At 70.0% G+C, this 23,042-nt stretch carries 16 protein-coding genes; 13 read left to right on the top strand and 3 right to left on the bottom strand.

Features of this window, described 5'->3' with window-relative positions:
• The first annotated feature begins 164 nt into the window (after positions 1–164).
• From ACIBJB_RS30165 to ACIBJB_RS30155, 3 genes are all read left to right on the top strand, one after another.
• Positions 165–2,849, top strand: a complete 2,685-nt coding sequence (locus ACIBJB_RS30165) for an ATP-binding protein (protein ID WP_398935042.1) — start codon at positions 165–167, stop codon at positions 2,847–2,849.
• Between the two features lie 98 nt (positions 2,850–2,947).
• A complete protein-coding gene (locus ACIBJB_RS30160; RefSeq protein WP_398935040.1) occupies positions 2,948–4,006 on the top strand; it encodes a hypothetical protein in 1,059 nt (352 codons plus the stop codon).
• Positions 4,006–6,153 carry a hypothetical protein gene (locus tag ACIBJB_RS30155; protein WP_398935038.1) on the top strand — a complete coding sequence of 716 codons (2,148 nt, stop codon included), beginning with the start codon at positions 4,006–4,008 and terminating at the stop codon, positions 6,151–6,153. The genes ACIBJB_RS30160 and ACIBJB_RS30155 overlap by 1 nt, the downstream gene beginning before the upstream one ends.
• 16 nt (positions 6,154–6,169) lie before the next feature.
• Here the strand turns inward: ACIBJB_RS30155 and ACIBJB_RS30150 are convergent, their stop codons facing one another.
• A complete protein-coding gene (locus ACIBJB_RS30150) occupies positions 6,170–7,375 on the bottom strand; it encodes a PucR family transcriptional regulator (protein ID WP_398935036.1) in 1,206 nt (401 codons plus the stop codon).
• Between the two features lie 127 nt (positions 7,376–7,502).
• Here ACIBJB_RS30150 and ACIBJB_RS30145 point away from each other — a divergent pair, with 127 nt between their 5' ends.
• The 4 genes from ACIBJB_RS30145 to ACIBJB_RS30130 all read left to right on the top strand — a co-directional run bounded on the left by ACIBJB_RS30145 (position 7,503) and on the right by ACIBJB_RS30130 (position 11,501).
• Entirely contained in the window at positions 7,503–8,429 is a 927-nt protein-coding gene (locus ACIBJB_RS30145) for a proline dehydrogenase family protein (RefSeq protein WP_398935034.1), read from the top strand.
• A 174-nt stretch (positions 8,430–8,603) separates the two neighbouring features.
• Positions 8,604–10,235, top strand: a complete 1,632-nt coding sequence (gene pruA / locus ACIBJB_RS30140; protein ID WP_398935031.1) for an L-glutamate gamma-semialdehyde dehydrogenase — start codon at positions 8,604–8,606, stop codon at positions 10,233–10,235.
• 66 nt (positions 10,236–10,301) lie between these two features.
• On the top strand, positions 10,302–11,129 hold the full coding sequence (locus ACIBJB_RS30135) for an alpha/beta fold hydrolase (RefSeq protein WP_398935029.1): 828 nt from the start codon (positions 10,302–10,304) through the stop codon (positions 11,127–11,129).
• Positions 11,130–11,369: 240 nt separating this feature from the next.
• Entirely contained in the window at positions 11,370–11,501 is a 132-nt protein-coding gene (locus ACIBJB_RS30130; RefSeq protein WP_020121043.1) for a hypothetical protein, read from the top strand.
• Between the two features lie 52 nt (positions 11,502–11,553).
• Here the strand turns inward: ACIBJB_RS30130 and ACIBJB_RS30125 are convergent, their stop codons facing one another.
• On the bottom strand, positions 11,554–13,110 hold the full coding sequence (locus ACIBJB_RS30125; protein ID WP_398935027.1) for a purple acid phosphatase family protein: 1,557 nt from the start codon (positions 13,108–13,110) through the stop codon (positions 11,554–11,556).
• Positions 13,111–13,241: 131 nt separating this feature from the next.
• Between ACIBJB_RS30125 and ACIBJB_RS30120 the strand changes: the two genes are divergently transcribed.
• The 6 genes from ACIBJB_RS30120 (at position 13,242) to cimA (ending at position 22,162) form a co-directional block, all read left to right on the top strand.
• Positions 13,242–14,285 carry a 3-isopropylmalate dehydrogenase gene (locus ACIBJB_RS30120; RefSeq protein ID WP_398935025.1) on the top strand — a complete coding sequence of 348 codons (1,044 nt, stop codon included), beginning with the start codon at positions 13,242–13,244 and terminating at the stop codon, positions 14,283–14,285.
• Positions 14,286–14,537: 252 nt separating this feature from the next.
• Positions 14,538–15,626, top strand: a complete 1,089-nt coding sequence (locus ACIBJB_RS30115; RefSeq protein WP_328780272.1) for a branched-chain amino acid aminotransferase — start codon at positions 14,538–14,540, stop codon at positions 15,624–15,626.
• 307 nt (positions 15,627–15,933) lie between these two features.
• Complete coding sequence (locus ACIBJB_RS30110; protein ID WP_398935023.1) at positions 15,934–16,953, top strand: protein TolB; 1,020 nt, start codon at positions 15,934–15,936, stop codon at positions 16,951–16,953.
• Entirely contained in the window at positions 16,953–19,007 is a 2,055-nt protein-coding gene (locus tag ACIBJB_RS30105) for a TolB family protein (RefSeq protein WP_398935021.1), read from the top strand. The genes ACIBJB_RS30110 and ACIBJB_RS30105 overlap by 1 nt, the downstream gene beginning before the upstream one ends.
• Entirely contained in the window at positions 19,004–20,248 is a 1,245-nt protein-coding gene (locus ACIBJB_RS30100; RefSeq protein ID WP_398935019.1) for a TolB family protein, read from the top strand. Before ACIBJB_RS30105 ends, ACIBJB_RS30100 begins: the two co-directional genes overlap by 4 nt.
• A 309-nt stretch (positions 20,249–20,557) precedes the next feature.
• The gene (gene cimA, locus ACIBJB_RS30095; RefSeq protein WP_398935017.1) at positions 20,558–22,162 is read left to right on the top strand and encodes a citramalate synthase; all 1,605 of its coding nucleotides are present in this window, start codon (positions 20,558–20,560) and stop codon (positions 22,160–22,162) included.
• A gap of 12 nt (positions 22,163–22,174) precedes the next feature.
• On the opposite strand, the gene ACIBJB_RS30090 is transcribed toward cimA, so the two are convergent.
• A complete protein-coding gene (locus ACIBJB_RS30090; RefSeq protein WP_398935015.1) occupies positions 22,175–23,035 on the bottom strand; it encodes a hypothetical protein in 861 nt (286 codons plus the stop codon).
• Positions 23,036–23,042 lie beyond the last annotated feature (7 nt).

Here is a 23,042-nt window from a genome sequence, read left to right as displayed (position 1 = left end):
GGTGCGCCGACCGTAGCATGATGACAATCATTTTCAATAATCCTGCTCACTTTCAACGGCTGCCTCCTCCCTCCCAGTGCGGCCCCTCTCCATTGCTGCGGTCTGAGGCCGCCCCTATGCTTCCGGCGGGGGCCGACGCCGCGCCCCCAGCTGGAGCGTCCGACATGGCGGTTTCCCGGAGAACCGACAATCTGCCCGCACCGCTGACGACCTTCGTGGGTCGCCGCCAGGAACTCGGGGAGATCGGCGCCAGTCTGGAACAGGCCAGACTCGTCACGCTGACCGGAGCCGGGGGAGCGGGCAAAAGTCGGCTCGCCCTCGAACTGGCCGCCCGACGGACCGAGCGCCATCAGGACGGCGTATGGCTGGTCGAGCTGGCCGGGCTCGCCGATCCCGTCCTCGTCGCACACACCGTCGCCGGGGTGCTCGATGTTCCCGAACAGGGTGGGCAGGCCCAGACCGCCGTTCTCACCGAACGTCTTCGCGACTCCGACATGCTGATCTTCCTGGACAGCTGTGAACACCTCCTCGATCCCGTGGCCCGGCTGGTTCAGGACCTGCTGGCCGGGTGCCGGGGCTTGCGCGTACTGGTCACGAGCAGGGAGCGACTCGGGGTCACCGGTGAGACGCTCTGGCCGGTCACAGGCCTGTGCACACCGCCCGACGGGACCGGGGAAGTCGGCACCGCCCAAGGCTTCGACGCTGTACGGCTGTTCCTGGACCGGGCCACCGCCGCCGATCCCGGATTCCGGCTCACCGTGTCGAACGCTGCGGCGGTGGCAGACATCTGCCGCCGGCTCGACGGGCTTCCGCTGGCCATCGAACTCGCCGCTGCCCGGGTCAACTCCCTGGGAGTGGAACAGATCAGCCGACGTCTCGACAACCGGTTCGGGCTGCTGGCGGTGGAGAGCCGTGACATCCTGCCCCACCACCGGACCCTGAGAGGCGTGGTCGAGTGGAGCTATCGGATGCTCTCCACCCCGGAGCGCGAGCTGTTCGACCGGCTCGCCGTGTTCGCGGGCAGCTTCGGTGAGGAGTCCGCCAAGGCCGTCGCCGGTGGCCCGGACGGCCCGGGGGACATCGGGGAACTGCTGCCCCGGCTGGTCGACAAGTCGCTGGTGACCGTCGTCCCGGGACGGGGAACAACGCGTTACCGGCTTCTGGAAACCCTGCGCGCGTACGGGCTGGAGCGGCTCGGAGAGGGCGAGGGTGCGGAGCCGCTGCGGGCCCGCCACGCCGCGCATTTCCTGGGCCTCGCCGAAGGGGCGTGGAAACGGTACCGAGGGCCGGAACAGCCGGACTGCCTCGACCAACTGGAGGCCGAGCACTCCAATCTCCGGGTTGCCCTTGACTGGTTGCTCACCGCCCAGGAATTCGAAGGCGCCGTCCGCCTCGCTGGTGCTCTCGCGCCCTTCTGGGATCTTCGCGGCCACTATGCCGAAGGACACGTCTGGTTGGACCGAGCGCTGTCGGCCGACGCGGTGACCTCGCCCGAGGGCCGAGTGCGGGCACTCAACGGCCTGGCCACCCTGGCGGTCATCCAGGGCGACATCCCGCGCGCCGTCGGCGCCTGCGCCGATGCGGTGGAACTGTCGCGCCGGTTCGGTGACTTGCGGGGGCTGGCTTACGCGCTTCAGTACTTGGGCTTCGCCGCTGTCTGCGCGGGCGAATTCGACGGTGCGTTGGAACTCCTGGAGGAGTCGCTGGTCGTCGCGCGGGAGTCGGCGGATCTGTGGCTGTTGGGCTGGTCATACCTGTTCCTCGCCACTGCCCAGGTGGCACGGCAGGACTTCGAGCGGGCCCACGCGCTGGCGGAGACCGCCTGCACCACACTTCGAGAGACAGGCGAACCCGAGAGTCTCGCCTGGGCCACCCTGACGTACGCGATGGCGACCTGGGCCCTGGGAGGCACCGGGGACACCCGCGCTCGGGTGGCGGAAGCACTGCAGCGCTTCTGGCGGCTGAAGGCACGGTGGGGGCTGTCTGAGGTGTTCTGCCTCGTTGGCCTCCTTGCTGCACGGGAGGGCGACTGGGAACGAGCGGCCGGGCTTCTGGGTGCGTCCGAGACGACCCGGGACTCGGTAGGTGTGGCGTTGGTGCCCTTCATAGGCGCATTCATGACGACCGTTGCAGCGGACGGCCGTACCGCGTTGGGCAGCAGCACCTTCGATGCGGCGCGAGAGCGCGGCAGGCAGTGGTCGATCGACATGGCAGCCCGGGCGGTCACCGACGAACTCGGACTGCCGCCGCTGCAGCCGTACGACGATGAAGAGCCCCTCCGCACGAGGGAGGTGGAGGAGACCTCGCTCGACAGCGTCACCCTCCGCAAGGAGGGCGAGTACTGGGCCTTCACCCACGGAAGCCACGCCTTCCATCTCAAGGCCACGCTCGGAGTCGGTTACCTGAACCGGCTCCTTCACGAACCCGACCGGGAATTCCTCGCTCTCGACCTCGCGGGCGCAGCCCCCGAGTTGGTTCTCGAAGACGCGGGGCCGGTTCTCGATGCACAGGCCAAGAGGCAGTATCGGAACCGGCTCGGCGAACTCGCCGTCGACCTGGAAGAGGCCGAACGGTGGAACGACGCCGGACGGGCCGACCGTGCACGGTCCGAAATCGATGCCCTGACCGAGCAGTTGGCGGGAGCGGTCGGCCTCGGAGGCCGCGACCGCAGGGCCGCGTCGGCCTCCGAGCGGGCCCGGCTGAATGTCACCAAGGCGCTCAAGTCGGCGATACGAAGGATCGCCCACGAGGATCCCGTCCTCGGCCGTCATCTGGAAGGCGGCGTCCGGACGGGCACGTACTGCTGTTACGCCCCCGATCCCGCGACCCGCGTCGTCTGGAGTTTCTGAATCCCGAGCAGGTGTGCCGTCGCGAGGCACGATGTGCCGCCCCGATGCACGCCCTTGGTGGTGAGCAGACCGCTCATCACCAAGGAGACGAGACGCAGATGACCGACAACACCGATTCCGTCGTCACCGGGATCGCCAACGCCAAGGTGCTCGCCGTGGCCGAACGGGTGGTACGGGAGTTCCAGTTGGCCGCAGAGAAGGTCGCGGCCCACCACAACGAGCCCGCCAAGTACCCGATGCCGGGCGGCAGTACCGCGATGGAGCACCTGATGGCGAGCCGCTTCAAGGCGCTGCCCGAGGGGACGCGGAAGAAGGCGGCGGACCGCGTCGTGACCGATCTGAAGAACGCGCCCGGCCGCGCGAAGAAGCTGGACGACCTGGCCAAGGTCGATCTGCGTTCCACGACCACGGTCGAGGCACAGGTCAAGAAGCTGCCCTTCCCCGCGAAGCTCAGGTTCCCGGCGGACGAGCTGCGCAAGGCGGCGTCCGTCGCCGAGACATCCGTGGCCGGCGTGGCCGAGAGCGCGGACGCGGAGAACGCTGCCGCGGCGGCCGTCCCGCTGCGGCAGCTGGAACTGCGGCTGCACAGGGTGAAGTGCCTGGAAGAGACCAACGAGCTCTTCAAGGACGAGATCGGGCTCGGCGGCACCGCCATCGACGAGAGCGGCGACGTCGAGAAGATCTCCCCCTTCAAGGTGCGCAGCTTCCATACAGGCGGCGTGCAGACGTACACGCCGCCGCGGCGCCTCGTCCGGTTCAGCCTCATCGAGGGCCCGGTGAAGTTCCCGAAGTCCTACTTCGTGACGCTCGTGCTGGCCGAGCTGGACCAGGGCGGTTTCTCCGATTTCGTGAACAGGTTGTACGTCAAGGTGCGGGACGCGGTCGCCGAGGCTCTGGGCGATGCCGTCGGCGCGGTGCTGCCCGTCCCGATCAACGAGTTGATCCGCAAAGTCGTCATCTTCGTGGTCGGGAAGGTTTTCGACCTCTTCAAGGTGATCTGGCAGGACGACATCTTCCGGCCGGTCACCGTCGAGACCACCGTCCGTTCCCTGACCAGCCGTTGGGCGGGCCGCGCTGACAGTCCAGAACGTGTCGTCACGTTCACCGGACACGGCGGCGAGTACCAACTGGTCTACGACTGGCGGATGTTCAGCTGATGAACACCGTACTGTCCGGGACCTGGCGAGTCGTCCTGACCGCGGCGCACGGCGTGCGTCTGGAGCCGGTCGAGTTGCACCTGCGGGCCCATGTACGGGCACAGATGCGCCCGCTCTGGTCCAGGACCGTTGCCTGCCCGCCCCTGCCGGGGCGGGAGGCGGTGGTCGCGGTCGCGCGGCGAGAGATCCACGCGGGGCGGCCCCTGGAATTCCACGCCCCGTGCGGGTTCGGCAAGACCACGCTGCTCCGTTACCTTGCCTCGGGCGCGGTGTGGGCGCCCTCGGTGTACGTACGTGTGGGGTCCGCGCCGTTGGACGACGTGCTGCAGATGGTCGTCGACCGGCTCTACTGGTGTCCGGAGCCCGTGAAGGCGACCCGCGCGGAGTGCGAGGCGATCATCCGCGGCTGCCGAACCCTCGTCGTTCTCGACGACGTGCCGCCCGGCTCGGGCATCCCGAACGAGGCTGCGGCGGCGCTGCCGGGTTGCGGGCTGGTGATCGGCTCCACACGGCCCGTACTGACCGGGCTCGGGGGCTCACGCATGTTGCATGGGCTGCCCCCGGACGCGGCGCTCGACCTGTACGCACGGTCGCTGGGCCGAGGAATCGGGGCGAACGAAGTCACAGACGTACGGCGGCTGTTGGCGGCTCTGGACGGCCGTCCGCTGCACATCAAGCAAGCCGCGGCGCTCGTACGGTCCGGGGAGTTCACCGCGTCGCGGCTCGCGGAGGAAGCCGCGGCGGCCGGTCCGGAGGCGCTCGACCGGCTCTCCCTGCGCAGGCTGGACGGCGTCAAACGGCGGGCGCTGACCGTCCTGACCCTCTTCGCCGGCGCACTGCTTCCGGCTGCGCTGGTGTCGGGGGTCGGGGACATCACGTTCGTCCTCCAGTACCTGGACGAACTGCACCGTGACGGACTGGCCGAGCATCCCGACGACCGGTTCGGCATCCCTGTGTGCCGGAAGGAGAGCTATCGGCAGCAGCTCCTGGGCCAGATCGACTACGCCGGGGCGGTGCGCGGCCTTGCCGACTGGCTCGCCGACCCCTCCGGACCTCATGCGCTGGAGGCACTGGAGGCGGCGCTGGGTCTGCTCGGTTTCGCGTCCGAACGGGCGCAGTTCGAGGTGGTGGTCCGACTGATCCGGCTGGTGGAGCCGGTGCTCTTCGTCATGGGCCGCTGGAAGGAGTGGCGGGACGTCCTCGGGCAAGGCGTCGAGGCGGCACGACAGGTGGGTGACGCGTCGGCGGAGGCGTTGTTCGCCCACCAGAAGGGCACGCTGGCGTACTGCGAGGACCGGCTCGAGGAGGCGCGGGACCTGCTGCAACGGGCGGAGGAGCTGCGTTCCCGGCTGGGGGATCGGGTGGGGGCGGAGCTGAGTCGCACCCACCTGGGGCTGGTGCGGTCCGTACAGAACCACGGGCCCCCGCCTGACTCGGTTGCCTCGCGTGACCGTCGGGGGTCGCGGACCCGGGCGCGGGTGTTCCTGGCTGCCTTGCTCACCATCGTGGGCGCGGTGGCGATGGTGGCGGCAGTGCAGGCGATGTCCCGCGAACCCGTCGTCATGGTCACTGTCACCCCTCCGGTCACGCCCCCCAGCGCAGAGCTGTCAAGCCCCACAGCCACCCCGGAGACCCCGCAGAGCCCGGAGACCCCGCAGACCCCGGAGACCCCGGAGACCCCGAGGGTGTCGTCGCCCGACGAGCCGACGGTCCTAGCGGCGGAGAACAGCCCACTCACCTTGGAGTTCGTCGACACCGTGATCGATACTGGCAGCCCACCCAGCACACTCACCCTGACCAGCACGGGAACAGCCGCACTGAGCGTCGGGACGGCTGAGCCTGAGGGCCCAGCGCTCAAGGATTTCGTGATCACCGACGACGGTTGCTCCGGCACACAGCTCCGCCCGGAGCAGTCCTGCCGGATCGACGTCGTCTTCCGGCCTACCGAGACCGGTCTGCGGGAGGCGGTCTTGAAGATCCCCGATGACGCGGCGGGCGTTGTCCGTACGGTTCCCTTGTCGGGGCTGGGCGTGCGGGTGGTGGAGGGGGACGGCGACGACGTGAACAACGGCCCGAACGCCGACCCGAACGCCGACCCGAACGCCGACCCGAACGACGACGTCCGAGAGTCCTCAGAGATCCGTTGAGCCCAGGTCCGCAGACCTACAGCCGCGCCCCCTTCAACGCCATGTGCAGCAACAACCGATCCTCCCCGTCATCCAGATCCAACCCCGTCAGCTGTTCCACCCTCGACAACCGGTAGTACAGCGTCTGGCGATGGATCCCCAGCTCCGCCGCCGTGCGGCCCGCCTGGCCCGCGCAGTCGAGGTAGACCTCGGCCGTGCGGGCCAGTTCGTGGTGGGTGGGGGAGAGGAGGGCGCGTACGGCGGGGTCGTCGGCTGTTTCCGGGGGGAGGGAGGTCAGGAGGCGGTACGGGCCGATGGACGACCACTCGGCGATCGGGCCGAGGTGGGGTTCCGCGAGGGCCGCGCGGGCGGCGGCCGCGGCCTCCCGCCAGGCGACGCCCAGGTCCACCAGCCCGGCGCGGGCCGCCGCGATGCCGGCGGCGGCGCCGGTGCTCCGCGCCTGCTCCAGCAACCGCCCCGCCGCCGACGTCGCCGGTGTCATCACGTCCGCCGAGCGCAGCCGTACCAGCAGGGCCAGCGCCGTGGCCGTCGCCCCCCAGGGCAGTGTGCACAGGGCCGTCGCTCCCGGGACCGTACGGACGGAGGGGGCGTCGTCCGGGTCGGCGGAGGGCCAGGGGGTCACGCAGATCACCGTGTGGAGTGTGTCGGCGCGGGGGCCGAGGGCGGTGCGGAGTTCGGCGACCGCCATGTCGCCCTGCCAGCCGCGCTCGGCGGTCAGCACCGCACGGAGTTCCCGCGAGAGGTCCGCCCCGTGCTGCGCCTCGTCCGCGAGCAGCGCCCCGATCCGGGCCGCCACCCGCATCGCCGCGTCCAGCTGGCGGTCGGTCGGGCCGGGGTCGGAGTCCAGGAGCCAGACGTAACCGAGGACGACCCCCCGATGGCGTACGGGCAGACAGATCCGCCCGCGATAGACCCCTGCCTCCGGAGTGGGCGGAATCCGCACCGGCCCGCTCGCCCGGGTGATGCCGAAGCCCTCGAACCACGTCCGGACCGCGGCCGTGGAGCGCCGGGTCAGGATCGAGCGGGTGCGGACGGGGTCCAGCGCCGATGGATCGAGGTCGCCCTCACTGTCGTACGCACCGAAGGCGATCAGCTCGAAGTCGCGGTTCTCCAGGGTCGCCGGGACCCCCAGGAGCTCCGAGATCTCGTCGACCAGCTCCTGGTAGTCACCTGCGCGGTGCAAGGATGCGGCATCGGACGTCACCCGGGCATTCTCCCGCAATTCCTCGGTCCTTCATACATCTGTCTGAGATCTGCGGCACGGATGCGTGACAGCTGTCGATGGTCGACGATCGGGGGGATCCTTAGATTTCACGGTGGTCCTGTCTGCTGGTTTGTGGAGGTGCCCCGTGCTGGGTCCCGTGATTCTCGCCGCGTCGCGCAGCGACCGGATGCGACGCCTGATCTCGGCGGCCCCGGTGACCAAGCGGGTCGTCGACCGTTTCATCCCGGGCGAGACGGTCGACGAGATCGTGCCGATCATCCGCGAGCTGACCGACCGCGGTCTGGAGCTGACGATGGACGTCGTCGGCGAGGACATCACCAACCCGGAGCAGGCGGAAGCCGCCCGGGACGCCTATCTGGCGCTCATCGAGCGGCTCAGGACACTCGAACTGGGTAGCAGGGCCGAGATGTCGGTGAAGCTGTCGATGTTCGGCCAGGCGCTGGACGGCGGCCACGAGCTCGCACTCGCCAACGTCCGGCCCGTCGTCGAGGCCGCCGCCGCCATCGGTACGACCGTCACGCTCGACGCCGAGGACCACACCACCCTCGACTCGATGTTCGCCATCCACGAGGAGCTGCGGAAGGAGTTCCCGCAGACCGGCTGTGTGATCCAGGCCTACCTTTTCCGCACCGAGGCCGACGCCCGCCGGCTCGCCGACGCGGGCAGCCGGGTGCGGCTCGTGAAGGGCGCGTACAAGGAGCCCGCCGAGGTCGCCTACCAGCAGAAACACGAGATCGACAAGGCGTACGTCCGGGTCCTGCGCAGCCTGATGGAGGGCAACGGATACCCGATGGTCGGCTCCCACGACCCGCGCCTGATCTCCATCGCCCAGGAACTCGCCCGGCAGGCCGGCCGCAAGCCCGACGAGTACGAGTTCCAGATGCTCTACGGCATCCGCAGCGACGAACACCTCCGGCTCGCCGCCGAGGGCCACCGCATGCGCGTCTACACCGCCTACGGCACCGACTGGTACGGCTACTTCATGCGGCGGCTCGCGGAGAAGCCGGCCAATCTGCGCTTTTTCGCCCGCAGCATGATCACCCGGGGCTGACGGATGAGGCACGCACAGAGCTCTCTCTGCCGGGGGTCCGGGGGTTGTCCCCCGGGAAGGCGCAGCATGCGAAGGCTCGCGGAGAAGCCGGCGAACCTGCGCTTCTTCCTGCGGAGCATGATCAGCAAGGGCTGAGCCCCAACACCCGCTCAAGTACAAGGAGTTACGGAACCCATGGACGCTGTGACCCAGGTCCCCACCCCCGTCAACGAGCCGGTGCACGGCTACGCCCCCGGCTCGCCCGAGCGGGCCCGGCTGGAGGCAAAGCTCAAGGAGCTGGCCGAGAACCCGGTCGACCTGCCGATGACCATCGGCGGCGAGAAGCGGCTGGGCGGCGGCGAGGCCTTCCAGGTCGTGCAGCCGCACAACCACAAGGCCGTGCTGGGCACGTACCGCAACGCCACCCAGCAGGACGCCCAGGACGCCATCGACGCGGCGCTCGCCGCCGCCCCCGCCTGGCGCGCGATGTCCTTCGACGACCGCGCCGCGATCATTCTGCGCGCCGCCGAACTGCTCTCCGGCCCCTGGCGCGAGACGCTGGCCGCCTCCACCATGCTCGGCCAGTCCAAGACCGCCCAGCAGGCCGAGATCGACACCCCCTGCGAGCTGATCGACTTCTGGCGCTTCAACGTCAAGTACGCCCGTGACCTGCTCGCCGAGCAGCCCCCGGCCAACGCCCCCGGCGTCTGGAACCGCCTCGACCACCGCCCGCTCGAGGGCTTCGTCTACGCGATCACGCCGTTCAACTTCACGGCGATCGCGGGCAACCTGCCGACGGCGCCCGCGCTGATGGGCAACGTCGTCGTGTGGAAGCCGTCCCCGACCCAGACCCACGCCGCCGTGCTGCTCATGCAGCTCCTCGAGGAGGCCGGTCTGCCCAAGGGGGTCATCAACCTCGTCACCGGCGACGGCATCGAGGTCTCCAAGGTCGCCCTGGAGCACCGGGACCTCGCGGGCATCCACTTCACCGGTTCGACAAAGACCTTCCAGCACCTGTGGAAGACGGTCGGCGCCAACATCGAGAAGTACCGGACCTACCCGCGCCTGGTCGGCGAGACCGGCGGCAAGGACTTCGTCGTCGCCCACCCGAGCGCCGACCGCGCGATCCTCAAGACCGCCCTGACCCGCGGTGCCTTCGAGTACCAGGGCCAGAAGTGCTCCGCGACCTCCCGGGCCTACATCCCGGCGTCGATCTGGAACAGCGGTTTCCGCGAGGAGTTCGCCGCCGAGGTGGACGGCATCGCCATGGGTGACGTCACCGACCTGTCCAACTTCATCGGCGCGGTCATCGACGAGCGCGCCTTCGCCAAGAACAAGGCGGCGATCGACCGCGCGCAGTCGGACCCCACCTGCACGATCGTCGCGGGCGGTTCCTACGACGACTCGGTCGGATGGTTCGTCCGCCCGACCGTCGTCGAGTGCACGGACCCGGCGAACGAGGTCTTCACCACCGAGTACTTCGGCCCCTTCCTCGCGGTGTACGTCTACGAGGACGACCAGTACGAGGAGATGCTGACCCAGATGGAGTCGGCCTCCGACTACGCGCTGACGGGCTCGGTGATCGCGTCCGACCGCGCGGCGGCGGCGTACACGATGGAGAAGCTGCGCTACGCGGCCGGCAACTTCTACATCAACGACAAGTCCACCGGCGCCGTCGTCGGCCAGCAGCCCTTCGGCGGCGGCCGCGCCTCCGGCACCAACGACAAGGCCGGCGCCCCGCAGAACCTCCAGCGCTGGACCCTGACCCGCGCCATCAAGGAGACCCTGGTCCCGCCCACCGACTACGGGTACCCGCACATGGGCTGACGGACCGTCAGTCATCGGAAGGGGTCGGGCTGTTGTCCGGCCCCTTCGTGTGCGCACAATGCGGGCATGACCGCGATCACCGAGGACGGCGTACGACTGTGGGCCTCGCGTTCGGGTGAGGGCGACCCGCTCGTCCTGTGCCACGGCGGGCCGGGACTGTGGGACATGTTCGGGGACCTGGCCGCGATGCTCGGCGACCGGGCCACGGTGATCCGCTGGGTCCAGCGCGGCTGCGGCCGCTCGCAGCGGTGCGCCGGACCGTGGACGACCGACCGGTTCGTGGCCGACCTGGACGTCGTACGACGCCACTTCGGCCTGGACCGGATGGCGCTGCTCGGCCACTCCTGGGGCGCGCAACTGGCGTTGAGCTACACCCTTGCCCACCCTGAGCGGGTCAGCATGCTGGTCTACGTCAGCGGGTCGGGCATCGTGCCGGTGTCCCAGTGGCACGCCCGCTACAAGCAGAACCTCGCCGCGCGCCTCGGCGAGGACCCCGAACGGCTCGCCTGCTGGCGGGAGTTGCCGAAGAGCGACCCGGAGCGCGCGATCCTCCAGTGGACGGCCGACTTCACGGACAGCGAGCGCGCCCTGGAACACGCCCGCCGGCTGGCCGACCCCTGGTTCGAGATCAACCACGAGTGCAACAAGGCTTTGAACGCCGAGACCGCGGATGCCTGGGGCACCCCTGTCCTGCGGACCGCCTGCGCGTCCCTGGACGTGCCCGTCCTGATCATCGACGGCGCCGAGGACATCCGCCCGCGTTCGGCGGTGGACTCGCTGGAGGAGGCGTTGCCGCGAGTACGGCGGGTGGTGCTGTCGAAGGCCGGCCATCTGCCGTGGGTGGAGGCCCCGGCGGGGTTCCGGGACGCCCTGGGTGCCGTGCTCGGCCGTTGACGAAACCGCAGGTCAGGGGCGGGTGATCCACTCCGCCGTCTCAGATAGTAGGAAGTCCGAGTAATTGTGGAGACAGACCGGCAGTCCTCGCTTAGCTTTGTAGGAGCCGAACGTCTCGCTCGATCAAGCGAATGGCGGTCGTGAGCCGGGCCCATGCAGGCAACCCCTGCGCCCGCCGCTCCCCGCCCCTTCCGGCGTCTCGTTGTCCCCTTCCCTGGAATTCGAAGGAGTCGATTTCTCATGGCCGAGACGACCGCCCGCCGTCGAGTCCGTCACACCTCCCGGACCAGCGAGTCCGACCGCAAGAACGCCGCCGCAGCCCTGCAGCGCGCCCTCGACCGCCGTGACAACGGCGGCTCGACCGGTCACTGACCGACCCCTCGAAGCCGGGAGCCGCACCCGAACGAGGTGCGGCGCGGGCCCGTCAGGCCCCGCGCCGCACCTCGAAGTGGTCGACGCGCTCCCCGCTCTGCGCGAGCGCCGACACCGTCAGCCGCGGCCGCGGCCCGCTCTCCGCCTCCACTGAGAGCAGCGAGAACCCGCGGTAGCGCACCCGCGACCACTCCACCGTCTCCTTCCGGGGCTGCTTGGACTTCGTCCACTGGAAGGTCTCGACGGACTCGTGGTCGTGCACGCGCCCCTCGTAGCTCTCCTTCACGCCCGCCGGGAAGCCGTACAGATCCCGGCCGCCCCCGCCGGCCGTCACGTACACGATCCCGTCCCGCGTCGGGTCCGTGGCGCCGCCGACCGGCACCGGCCGGCCCACCTCGCCGCCGCGGATCGCGTCCGTCCGCTCGTAGACGTGGTTGTGCCCGTTGATCACCAGATCCACCTGGTGCTTCTCGAACAGCGGCAGCCACTCGGCTCGCATTCCGCCGTCGGAGGCGTGCGAGGACGTCGAGTACGCGCAGTGGTGGAAGTAGACGACGACGAAGTCGATCCCCTTGGCCGCGCGCAGCTCGGCCAGCTTTTCCTCCAGCCACGTCGTCTGCTTTCCGCCCGTGTGGCCGAAGTTGGCCTGGATCTCGTACGACACGTCGTTCGCGTCCAGCGCCACGACGCCGACGTTGCCGTAGACGAAGGAGTACACACCCGGCGCCGAGCGCGGGTCGAAGCCGCTGTCCGGGAGGGACCAGCGGGCGAGCTGGCCGCCGTAGCCCTCGGGGGAGTACCAGGCCTCCATGTCGTGGTTGCCGGTCGTCACCATCCACGGCACGCTCCGCGCGACCTCCTCGTTCTGCTTGAGGAACAGATCCCAGAAGGCCGGGTCGTAGCCGTCCGACGTCAGGCCCTGGCCGTTGCCGTCGGCGTAGCAGATGTCGCCGGCGTGGAGGTGGAAGGCGGGCTTCTGGCGCAGCAGGAGGTTGTCGTTGGCGGCCGCGGCGGTGCCGACGCCCTGGTCGCCGAAGGCGGTGAAGACGAACTTCTCGGGGCTCGCCGGGGCCGTACGGAAGCTGCTGATGGTCGAGCGGCGGCTCGCGTCCGCCGGGTCGAAGCCGTCGTGGCCGACGCCGTAGTAATAGGTCGTGCTCGGACGCAGGCCGTCCAGGGCCGCGTGCAGGTAGTACTGGTCGAGGGCGAGGCGTACGCCGGTCTGCCCCGGGGTGTGCAGGTCGCGGAGCTCGGCCTCGATCTTCCGGCTCAGCTCTTCGGGCTTCAGGCCGACGCGGACGTACGGCTTCTTCACCGCGAGCGGGACCTGCCACGAGATCCGCATCTGCGTCCTCGGGTCGGCGCCGAAGGCGAGATGGCGGCCGAAGGGGGAGACGGCGGAGCCGTGCACCGCGGCCGCGGGGGAGGGCGTGGCGGCCGGACTCGAAGGGCCGTTGCCCGCGCAGCCGGTCAGCAGGCCGCCCGCGACCGCGCCCGCCGTCACCAGCGTGCGGCGCCGGGACGGCTTCGTCCGCAGGTACTCGTGCTGCTCGGCCATGGTCATCCGGCGCGCGAGCCCGGGCGGAATGCCGAAGTCGGGAAGGTCCATGGGGATGAACTTCCCTGCGGAGCCCGACAACCGCCATACCTGCGAGTGAACGTGAGCCGAACGGTCGTGCAGCGGTGTCCGTATCGCGGACAGGTCATGTCATTCCATGGGACGGGGAGTAGGGTTTTCGCATGTCTCGCAGCCTCAATCTCGCAGTGATTCCCGGTGACGGCATCGGCCAGGAGGTCGTGGCCGAAGGTCTGAAGGTCCTCTCCGCCGTCCTTCCGCAGGATGTGAAGCTGGAGACCAAGGACTTCGACTTCGGCGCCCGCCGCTACCACGCCACCGGTGAGACCCTCACCGACGCCGACCTCGACGCGCTGAAGCAGCACGACGCGATCCTGCTGGGCGCCATCGGCGACCCGTCGGTCCCCTCAGGCGTACTGGAGCGCGGCTTCCTGCTCAAGCTCCGCTTCGCCTTCGACCACCACGTGAACCTGCGTCCGTCGAAGCTGCTCCCGGGTGTCGACACGCCCCTCAAGGGCGAGCCGGCCATCGACTTCGTCGTCGTCCGTGAGGGCACCGAGGGCCCGTACACCGGCAACGGCGGCACCATCCGCAAGGGCACCGAGCACGAGGTCGCCACCGAGGTCTCCGTGAACACGGCCTTCGGTGTCGAGCGCGTGGTCCGGGACGCCTTCGCCCGCGCCCAGGCCCGTCCGCGCAAGAAGCTCACGCTGGTCCACAAGAACAACGTGCTGACCTTCGCCGGGCACCTGTGGACGAACATCTTCAACAAGGTGGCCGCGGAGTTCCCCGAGGTCACCACCGACTACATCCACGTCGACGCGGCCACGATCTACCTGGTCACCGACCCGGCCCGGTTCGACGTGATCGTCACCGACAACCTCTTCGGCGACATCATCACCGACCTCGCCGCGGCCGTCTCCGGCGGCATCGGTGTCGCGGCCTCCGGGAACATCAACCCGAGCGGCGAGTTCCCGTCGATGTTCGAGCCCGTCCACGGCTCGGCCCCGGACATCGCCGGCCAGGGCAAGGCCGATCCCACCGCCACGGTCCTGTCCGTCGCCCTGCTCCTGCGCCACCTCGGCTACGAGGCCGAAGCCGCGCGTATCGAAGAGGCGGTCTCCGCCGACCTCGCCGAGCGCACCGGCAAGCCCGCCCGCTCCACGTCGGAGATCGGTGACGCGCTGGCCGTACGAGTAGCCGGCTGACCGGGCGCGCCACTCGAAAACCATTCGAAGCCGCCGGGTCACTCGCACCCGGCGGCTTTCGCATGTCCCCCGCCGGGTGCCACCATCATCCCCGGGTCGCATTTCACGCCGTTTCTTCCCCGGCCCCGCGCTTGCGATAATCGAACGCGGAGCCGCGGAGTGAGGGAATGCTCGGACGTCCTAGCACTGGTCACTGACAGTAAAAGGGCGTGAGCGCGGCCCGTCACTACAACCGGTGAAGGACAACCACTCATGACGACGCCCACGATCGAGCTCAAGCCCTCGGCCTCGCCACTTTCCGACGCGGAGCGCGCGGCGATCCTGGCCAATCCCGGGTTCGGCCGCCACTTCACCGACCACATGGTGACGATCAAGTGGACCGAGGGCCGCGGCTGGCACGACGCGCAGCTCGTCCCGTACGGCCCGATCTCCCTCGACCCCTCCACCCATGTCCTGCACTACGGCCAGGAGATCTTCGAGGGCCTGAAGGCCTACCGCCAGGCCGACGGCTCGGTCGCCGTGTTCCGGCCGGAGGCCAACGCGCGGCGCTTCCGCAACTCCGCCCGCCGGATGGCGATGGCCGAGCTGCCCGAGGAGCTGTTCATCGAGGCCCTCGACGCGCTGATCGGCCAGGACGCCGACTGGGTCCCGCCGCACGGCGGCGAGGAGTCCCTCTACCTGCGCCCGTTCATGTTCGCCACGGAGGCCGCGCTCGGCGTCCACCCGGCCAACGAGTACCTCTTCATGCTGATCGCCTCCCCGTCCGGCGCGTACTTCGCCGGCGGGGTCAAGCCGGTCACCATCTGGGTCTCCGAGGACTACGTCCGCGCGGTCCCCGGCGGCACCGGCGACGCCAAGACCGGCGGCAACTACGCGGCCTCCCTCCTCCCGCAGGCCGAGGCCGCCGCGAACGGCTGCGACCAGGTCGTCTACCTCGACGCGGTGACCCGCACGAAGGTCGAGGAGTCGGGTTCCATGAACATCGCCTTCGTCTACGGCGACCGGATCGTCACGCCGTCGCTCACGGGCTCGATCCTGGAGGGCATCACCCGCGACTCCCTCCTCCAGGTTGCCCGCGACCTCGGTTACACCGCCGAGGAAGGTGTCGTCACGCTGGACCAGTGGCGCACCGACGCCGCGTCCGGCGCCCTCACCGAGGTCTTCGCCTGCGGCACCGCCGCGGTCGTCACGCCGATCGGCCACGTCAAGACGAAGACGGACGCCTGGACCCACGGCGACGGCACGCCCGGCGAGGTCACCCTGAAGCTGCGCGAGGCGCTGCTCGGCATCCAGCGCGGTGTCCGGGAGGACAAGCACGGCTGGATGCACAAGCTGGGCTGACCCAGCGGTTGTTCCACGGGCCCGCCCGGACGACGTCCGGGCGGGCCCGTCGCGTATTCCGGTCATCTCCTCCACTGCTTCGGCTCCGCGCGGACGCGTGACCTTCCGCCCGGGTTGTACGCAATAAGGCCGATTGACCCTGTGGTCGCTGGTGCGTTTGCCTCGTGGGAGCCCTCGGCCTCTCAACACCGGCTGAGAGCGCCCCGGAGGCGAACGAGCCAAAAGAATGGGCGCCGGGGGTAATGCGTCAACGGGGACCACAGGGGGGAACATGTCCAGAGCCGCCGCATGTCTTTTAGGCGCGGCCTTGCTCGTCGCGTTCACCGGTACCACCGCATCCGCCGCACCGCACGTCGACCACGTCAGCACCGCCGCACCGCACGTCGACCGTGTCAGCACCGCCGCCGACGGAACCCAGGGCGATGGAGCCTCCAGTGCCGCGGTCATCACGCCGAACGGCCGCTTCGTGGCGTTCCGTTCGTCGGCGACCAACCTCGTGCCCGAGGGAATCACCCACCCCGGCACCTACTCCTACGTCCGTGACCTGAGAACCGGCGAGGTCACCAAGATGGAGAACGCGCTCAGCACGCCCCGGCTCAGCGCCGACGGCCGCTGGGCCACGTACATCGACTGGGGCAGCCGTACCATCAACGTCTTCCTGACCGACCTGACCAACGGCACGAGAACCCGGGTCGGGGGCAACGCCCAGGACAGCGCGGGCTCCCCGGAGGTCAGCGCGAACGGCCGCTACATCGCCTACCAGTGGTCCGGACACCCGCAGTTCCCGACCCGTGTCGACCTCTACGACCGGGTCGCCGGCACCACCGAGACCGTCAGCGCGGGCCCGGCCGACTCCGCCCGGGACATGGGCAACCCGTCCCTCAGCGGCGACGGCCGCCTCGTCGCCTACCAGGACAACGGCACCGGGGACGTGTGGATCGCCGACGGCGCCACCGGTACGCAGACCGAGGTGGACGACGGCACCCGCTCGACCGTCGTGCAGCTGAGCGTCAATGGCCGCGTCCTCGTGATGGATTCGGCGGACGGCTCCTACGTACGCGATCTGCGCACGGACCGGGTCCGGCACTTCCCCGGCGTCCAGGTGCGGGCCGTCAGCCCCGACGGGCGCCGACTGCTGCTCCAGGACGGGCAGTCGAACCTCTGGCTGCTGCACGGTGGACACCGAGAGCTCGTCGGAAACGGCGGTGCCGTCGACGGATCGGTCTCCGACCGGGGCCGCTCGGTCGTCTACTCCACGCAGGGCGCGGACGTCGTCCCCGGTGACACCAACGGTGTGCACGATGTCTTCCAGTGGAGGTCCCGCTGATGTCCCGTGCCTCAAGAGCCTTGCTGGGAGCGGTCGTTGTTCTTGCGCTCGCCGGCACCACCGCCCAGGCCCAGGCCCAGTCCCGTCCCGAGGAGTCCCCTACGCGGCGCGTGAGCACCGCGGCCGACGGCGGCCAGGCCGACGGGGCGTCGGACGACGCCGCGATCAGCGCCGACGGCCGCCATGTCGCGTTCGTGTCCACCGCGCCGAGCTTCGGCTGTGCGCACTTCACCCCGTGTCTGCTCGTGAAGGACGTGTCCGACGGCGGGGTCACGAGGATCGACCTGGGCAGCGGCCACACGTACGGCTCACCGACGCCGAGCGCCGACGGAAGCCGTATCGCCTTCTCCGCGGGCACCCGTTTCCTGGCCCCCTACCTGTACGACCGCGCCACCGGCCGCGCGGAGAAGCTGTGGCCGCAAGATCCGCCCGGCTTCAACGAGTTGGGCGGCGTGCAGTCGATCAGCCCGGACGGCACGCACGTCGCGTACACCATCGGCAACCGCAACGCACCGGAGAACACCCGCCTCCTGTACGTCCGCGACACGGCCACCGGCACCGACGAACTGGTCTCACCGGCCGAGGAGGGCCAGAAGGCCGGGGCCTCGGTGAGCGGCGACGGGACGCGGGTCGCGTACGGCGTCCGTGTCGACAGCGACGAGGATCCCGTCGACGTCTACGTCAAGGACCGCAGGACGGGCGAGCGGACCCAGGTGGACACGGGCCTCGGAGCCGCCTACCTGGTCGGCATCACCGCGGACGGCCGCCGCGTCCTCCTCGACGCCGAGAGCGGCCTGTACGTCCACGACCTGCGCACCGGAGAGTCGCGGCGGGTGGCCGACGGACGGCCGCTGTCGGCCACAGCCGACGGCCGGTACGCCGTCGTCGCCGGCGAGGACGGCACCCGGGTGCGTGATCTGCGGACCGGGCTGCGAGGTGCCGCTCTGCCGCCGAGCGCCCAGGTGATGGAGGGGGCGCTGGCCGCCAAGGGTCGTGCGGTGGTGTTCAGTTCGACGGCGTCCCACCTGGTGCCGGGCGACACCAACGCGGAGTCGGACGTGTTCGTCTTCTCGGGCGCGCTGCGGAGGAACCCGGCGCCGATGCCGTCCGTCACCGAGCGGATCAGCATGACGCGTGACGGGCAGCAGCGGCCCGGGGCGTCGTACGACCCGGTGATGGGGGAGGGCAAGGTCGTCTCCTTCACCTCGGAGGGCGATGTGTTCGTGAACGCCCCCGGCGGTGTCTCCCAGGTCAACTCGGTCGGACAGAAGCCGTCCTCCGAGGGCGCCCCCTGCTACAGCGGACGCATGGTCGGCTACGTGGCCCCTTACCCCGCCGGCGGCGGTCCCGGCGTCCACGTCCGCAACCGCGCGGTCGGCAAGCTCACCAGCCTGGGCTCCTACGAGGGCGTCCGCTTCACCTGGATGGGACAGCCCGTGGTGGACCCCACCTGCCAGTGGCTCACGTACGCGGCGACCCTGCCCGCCGGCGACACCGACCCGGATCCGCAACCCCGCGTCTACCGCTTCAGGTTCAACGGCGGCGGCACCGACGTGGTCAGCGCGCCCACGGGCGGGGCGGCGGGCAACCCGTCCATCACCTACGACGGCCGGTACATCGCCTTCGAGCAGGGCGGCTCCGTGTACGTCCGTGACCTGGACACCGGCGCCCTGGAGCAGGCCGCGGAGCACGCGTCGGCCCCCTCCCTCGCCGCGGACGGCCGCAAGATCGCCTACCAGCGGGGCCACGACTCCTACGTCCGTGACCTCGACACCGGCACCACGACCCGGGTCGGGGGCACCCAGCCCTCGCTCTCGGGCGACGGCACCCGGGTGGCGTACACCGCGGGCCGTTCCGTCCTCCTGCTCGAACTCGCCACCGGAAAGCGCCAGTTGGTCAGCGTCGACCGCTGGGGCGGCCGCAACGACCTCCCGGCCGGACACCCCTCCGTCAATGCCGACGGCACGGTCGTCGCGTTCGAGTCGGCGTCACCCGATCTGGTGGAGGGGGACACCAACGGAGTGTCGGACGTGTTCCTGAGGACAGTGCAATGACAACGACCGAACACGGGGGAACTCCTATGCACGGCAAGAAACGCCTGGCAGCCGCGGTCCTGGCCGCCCTCGCCACCGCCGCACTCACGGGTCCCGCGGCGACCGCCGCACCCAGGGGCCCGTACACCGAGCCGATCAGCGTCACCCCGGAGGGAAAGGCGGGCAACGGCGTCACCCGCACCGCCGTCATCAGCCGCAACGGCCGCCACATCGCCCTCACTTCGGACGCCGAGGACCTGGACCCCAACGTGCCGCACGGCGGTATGTACCTGCGCGACCCGCACACCGGCAAGCTCCGCTTCGCGGGCTTCGGGGGTCTGGTGGCGGTCCTGAACGACGGCCGGTATGTCTACGCCGAGTACCGAGCGGAGTCCTCGGAGGTGTGGATCCACGACATCGACACGGGCAAGCGCGTCGGGTTCGGCATCGAGGTCCCCGAGGGCTTCACCGGGCGGCCCGCAGAGATCTCCGTCAGCCCCAATGGCCGCTATGCCGTCTACACGCTCCAGGAGGCCGCCGACAACACCAGCGTGGTCTTCCTGCGCGATCGCATCAAGGGCACCACCGAGCGCATCAGCCACCCCCGGCCCACCTGGGAGCGGCGCAACGCCTTCCAGCCGACGGTCAGCGACGACGGGCGCCGGATCGTCTACCAGTACAACTACGCCAACGGGCCGCGCGGCGACGACTGGGGCGACGTCTGGATGTACGACCGCGGCACGGGCGAGCACACCCAGATCGACCGCTCCTACGACGGCTCGCAGACCGAGAGGGAGTCGCTGAACCCGTCCATCAGCGGCGACGGCCGTACGGTCGTCTTCGAGTCCCGGGACACCCACCTGGTTCCCGACGACACCGACGTGAGCTGGAACGTGTTCGTGCACACCATCCGCACCGGCACCAACCAGCGCATCCACGGCACCCAGGGCGGCCGCGGCGAGGTCTACACCCGGAGCGCGGCGATCAGCGCCGACGGCCGCTATCTCACGTTCATGTCGAAGCTGGCCGAGCCCGGCAGCCGGTACGGCGAGGAGTACCCCGTCTATCTGCGGGACCTGAGGAAGGGCACCACCACCCTCGTCACCCCCGACACCACCGGCGGTACCGCGACGGCCGACGTCCTGCCGGGCCGGATCGCCGACGGCGCCCGCCGGATCCTCTTCCAGTCCTCCGACCCGACGCTGATCCCGGCCGGCGACACCAACGACGGCACCGACGCGTTCCTACGGCACCTCCGATGAGCAGCACAGTGCTCGCATCCTGAGACGGAGGGTGAGCACGGGGGCGGTCTGTGCCAGACTGCCTCCGTGCTCTCGTTCGCCATGATTATTGGCAGCAGGCGCGCCGGTCCGCAGTGACCGCCACGTACGACCAGGTACGGGCGGACACCGTCGTCCTCGACCCGCGCGCAGACCTCTCGCACCCGCGAGGGGTTTTTCGCATTTCTGGCCCACCCGCAGCCGGAGGCGAGAGCGCGAGGGAGTATGTGGGGGCGGTGGAGCCGGTCATTCCGGTACGACCGAGATCCAATCCTCAGGAGCCTTGAGACCATGACCGCAACCAGCGAGCTCGACGATCAGTTCCACGTCTTCGACACCACCCTGCGCGACGGCGCCCAGCGGGAGGGCATCAACCTCACCGTCGCGGACAAGCTGGCCATCGCACGGCACCTGGACGACTTCGGCGTGGGCTTCATCGAGGGCGGCTGGCCCGGCGCCAATCCACGGGACACCGAGTTCTTCGCCCGCGCCCGCCAGGAGATCGACTTCCGGCACGCCCAGCTCGTCGCCTTCGGAGCGACCCGCCGCGCGAACGCGAAGGCGAGCGAGGACCCGCAGGTCAAGGCCCTCCTCGACTCGGGCGCCGAGGTGATCACCCTGGTCGCCAAGTCCCACGACCGGCACGTCGAGCTCGCGCTGCGCACCACGCTCGACGAGAACCTGGAGATGGTCCGCGACACGGTCTCGTACCTGGTCTCACAGGACCGCCGGGTCTTCGTCGACTGCGAGCACTTCTTCGACGGCTACCGCGCCAACCCGGAGTACGCGAAGGCCGTCGTACGGGCGGCCTCGGAGGCCGGCGCCTCCGTCGTCATCCTCTGCGACACCAACGGCGGCATGCTCCCGGCCCAGGTCCAGGCGGTCGTCGCGACCGTCCTCGCGGACACCGGTGCCCGCCTCGGCATCCACACCCAGGACGACACCGGCTGCGCGGTCGCCAACACCCTCGCCGCCGTGGACGCGGGCGCGACCCACGTCCAGTGCACGGCGAACGGCTACGGCGAGCGGGTCGGCAACGCCAACCTGTTCCCGGTCGTCGCGGCCCTGGAGCTCAAGTACGGCAAGAAGGTCCTCCCCGACGGCAAGCTCCGCGAGATGACGAGGATCTCCCACGCCATCGCCGAGGTCGTCAACCTCACCCCCTCCACCCACCAGCCCTACGTCGGCGTCTCGGCCTTCGCCCACAAGGCGGGCCTGCACGCCTCCGCGATCAAGGTCGACCCGGACCTCTACCAGCACATCGACCCCGAACAGGTCGGCAACACCATGCGGATGCTGGTCTCCGACATGGCGGGCCGCGCCTCGATCGAGCTCAAGGGCAAGGAACTCGGCATCGACCTGGGCGGCGACCGCGAGCTGGTCGGCCGGGTGGTGGAGCGGGTCAAGGAACACGAGCTGAAGGGCTACACGTACGAGGCCGCCGACGCCTCCTTCGAACTCCTGCTCCGCGCCGAGGTCCAGGGCAAGCCCCTCAAGTACTTCGGGGTCGAGTCCTGGCGCGCGATCGTGGAGGACCGCCCCGACGGCACCCACGCCAACGAGGCCACGGTCAAGCTCTTCGCCAAGGGCGAGCGCATCGTCGCCACGGCGGAGGGCAACGGCCCGGTCAACGCCCTCGACCGCGCCCTGCGCGTGGCCCTGGAGAAGATCTACCCCCAGCTCGCCAAGCTCGACCTCGTCGACTACAAGGTCCGCATCCTGGAGGGCGTCCACGGCACCTCCTCCACGACCCGCGTCCTGATCTCCACGTCGGACGGCACGGGCGAGTGGTCGACGGTGGGCGTCGCGGAGAACGTGATCGCGGCGTCCTGGCAGGCCCTGGAGGACGCGTACACCTACGGTCTGCTGCGGGCGGGCGTGGAGCCGGCGGAGTAGGTCCCGAGGCGGTCAGACGGCGGGGTGATGCCCCGCCGTGCAGGCCGCGCCGCGGGGCGGCGGGATCATGACCGCCGGCCGCGGCCCCTGGGTCGACACCGGCTCCAGCCGCCAGGCCTGCCGGATGCCGTCGATGACCGGACGTGTGCTGTACGGCGACACGGCCAGCTCCTGGCGGGCCTCGGCGAGCAGGTCGGGGTTCCCGTCGGGAGACCGTCGAGCCGCCTCCATCCGGCGCTGGGTGAAACCCGGTCTGCCGAAGACGTCCAGCAGGGTGAGGGAGAGATAGGCGTAGGCGGCGGCTTCGTCGATCAGTCGGCGGGACTCCTCGGGAATGCCGAGGCCGTCCACGTCGTAGGCCACGAAGTGCCGCAGCGCGCCGCGCAGTTGGTCCATGGGCTCCTGGCATGGGCAGGCGACCCGCAGATGGGCGGCGAGCGTCTCCGCCACCTCCTCGATGATCAACGCCTGTGCCACGTCGGTGAGTTCGGCCTGTTCCGTGACGAGCCGGATCTCCAGCAGTCGGCGGCCGTAGCGGATCAGGTCGCGCGGGATGCCTCCGGACAGCGCGTGCGCCAGCACGATGTACGCCTCACCGATGCCCGGCGCCCGCTTCCTGAGGATCTCCGAGGACTCGGCGAGCGAGCACCGACGCACATGGACCACGTCGTCCAGGGAGCTGTCGGTCACGTCCCGGTTCGGCAGCCCGCGCCGCACGAAGGCCGCGCCGACGTCCTCCGCGACGGACACCAGGTAATGCACGTGCGGAACCCCGAGGATCGCCTTGATCTCCCCCAGGAACGCCAGCGCCTGCACATCGGTGCCGAGCCGGTCCAGCTCGTCCACGGCGATCACGACTCCGATCTGACGCATATGACCC

It is taken from the genome of Streptomyces sp. NPDC050759 (genome assembly GCF_044456945.1).
GTDB lineage: Bacteria > Actinomycetota > Actinomycetes > Streptomycetales > Streptomycetaceae > Streptomyces.
This window is presented reverse-complemented; position numbering and strand designations above follow the sequence as displayed.

Coding starts and splice junctions, on each gene's coding strand:
- ACIBJB_RS30155 (WP_398935038.1), top strand. CDS start 4,006: ATGAACACCGTACTGTCCGGGACCTGGCGAGTCGTCCTGACCGCGGCG.
- ACIBJB_RS30105 (WP_398935021.1), top strand. CDS start 16,953: ATGTCCCGTGCCTCAAGAGCCTTGCTGGGAGCGGTCGTTGTTCTTGCG.
- pruA (WP_398935031.1), top strand. CDS start 8,604: ATGGACGCTGTGACCCAGGTCCCCACCCCCGTCAACGAGCCGGTGCAC.
- ACIBJB_RS30125 (WP_398935027.1), bottom strand. CDS start 13,110: ATGGACCTTCCCGACTTCGGCATTCCGCCCGGGCTCGCGCGCCGGATG.
- cimA (WP_398935017.1), top strand. CDS start 20,558: ATGACCGCAACCAGCGAGCTCGACGATCAGTTCCACGTCTTCGACACC.
- ACIBJB_RS30165 (WP_398935042.1), top strand. CDS start 165: ATGGCGGTTTCCCGGAGAACCGACAATCTGCCCGCACCGCTGACGACC.
- ACIBJB_RS30090 (WP_398935015.1), bottom strand. CDS start 23,035: ATGCGTCAGATCGGAGTCGTGATCGCCGTGGACGAGCTGGACCGGCTC.
- ACIBJB_RS30160 (WP_398935040.1), top strand. CDS start 2,948: ATGACCGACAACACCGATTCCGTCGTCACCGGGATCGCCAACGCCAAG.
- ACIBJB_RS30120 (WP_398935025.1), top strand. CDS start 13,242: ATGTCTCGCAGCCTCAATCTCGCAGTGATTCCCGGTGACGGCATCGGC.
- ACIBJB_RS30115 (WP_328780272.1), top strand. CDS start 14,538: ATGACGACGCCCACGATCGAGCTCAAGCCCTCGGCCTCGCCACTTTCC.
- ACIBJB_RS30100 (WP_398935019.1), top strand. CDS start 19,004: ATGACAACGACCGAACACGGGGGAACTCCTATGCACGGCAAGAAACGC.
- ACIBJB_RS30135 (WP_398935029.1), top strand. CDS start 10,302: ATGACCGCGATCACCGAGGACGGCGTACGACTGTGGGCCTCGCGTTCG.
- ACIBJB_RS30130 (WP_020121043.1), top strand. CDS start 11,370: ATGGCCGAGACGACCGCCCGCCGTCGAGTCCGTCACACCTCCCGGACC.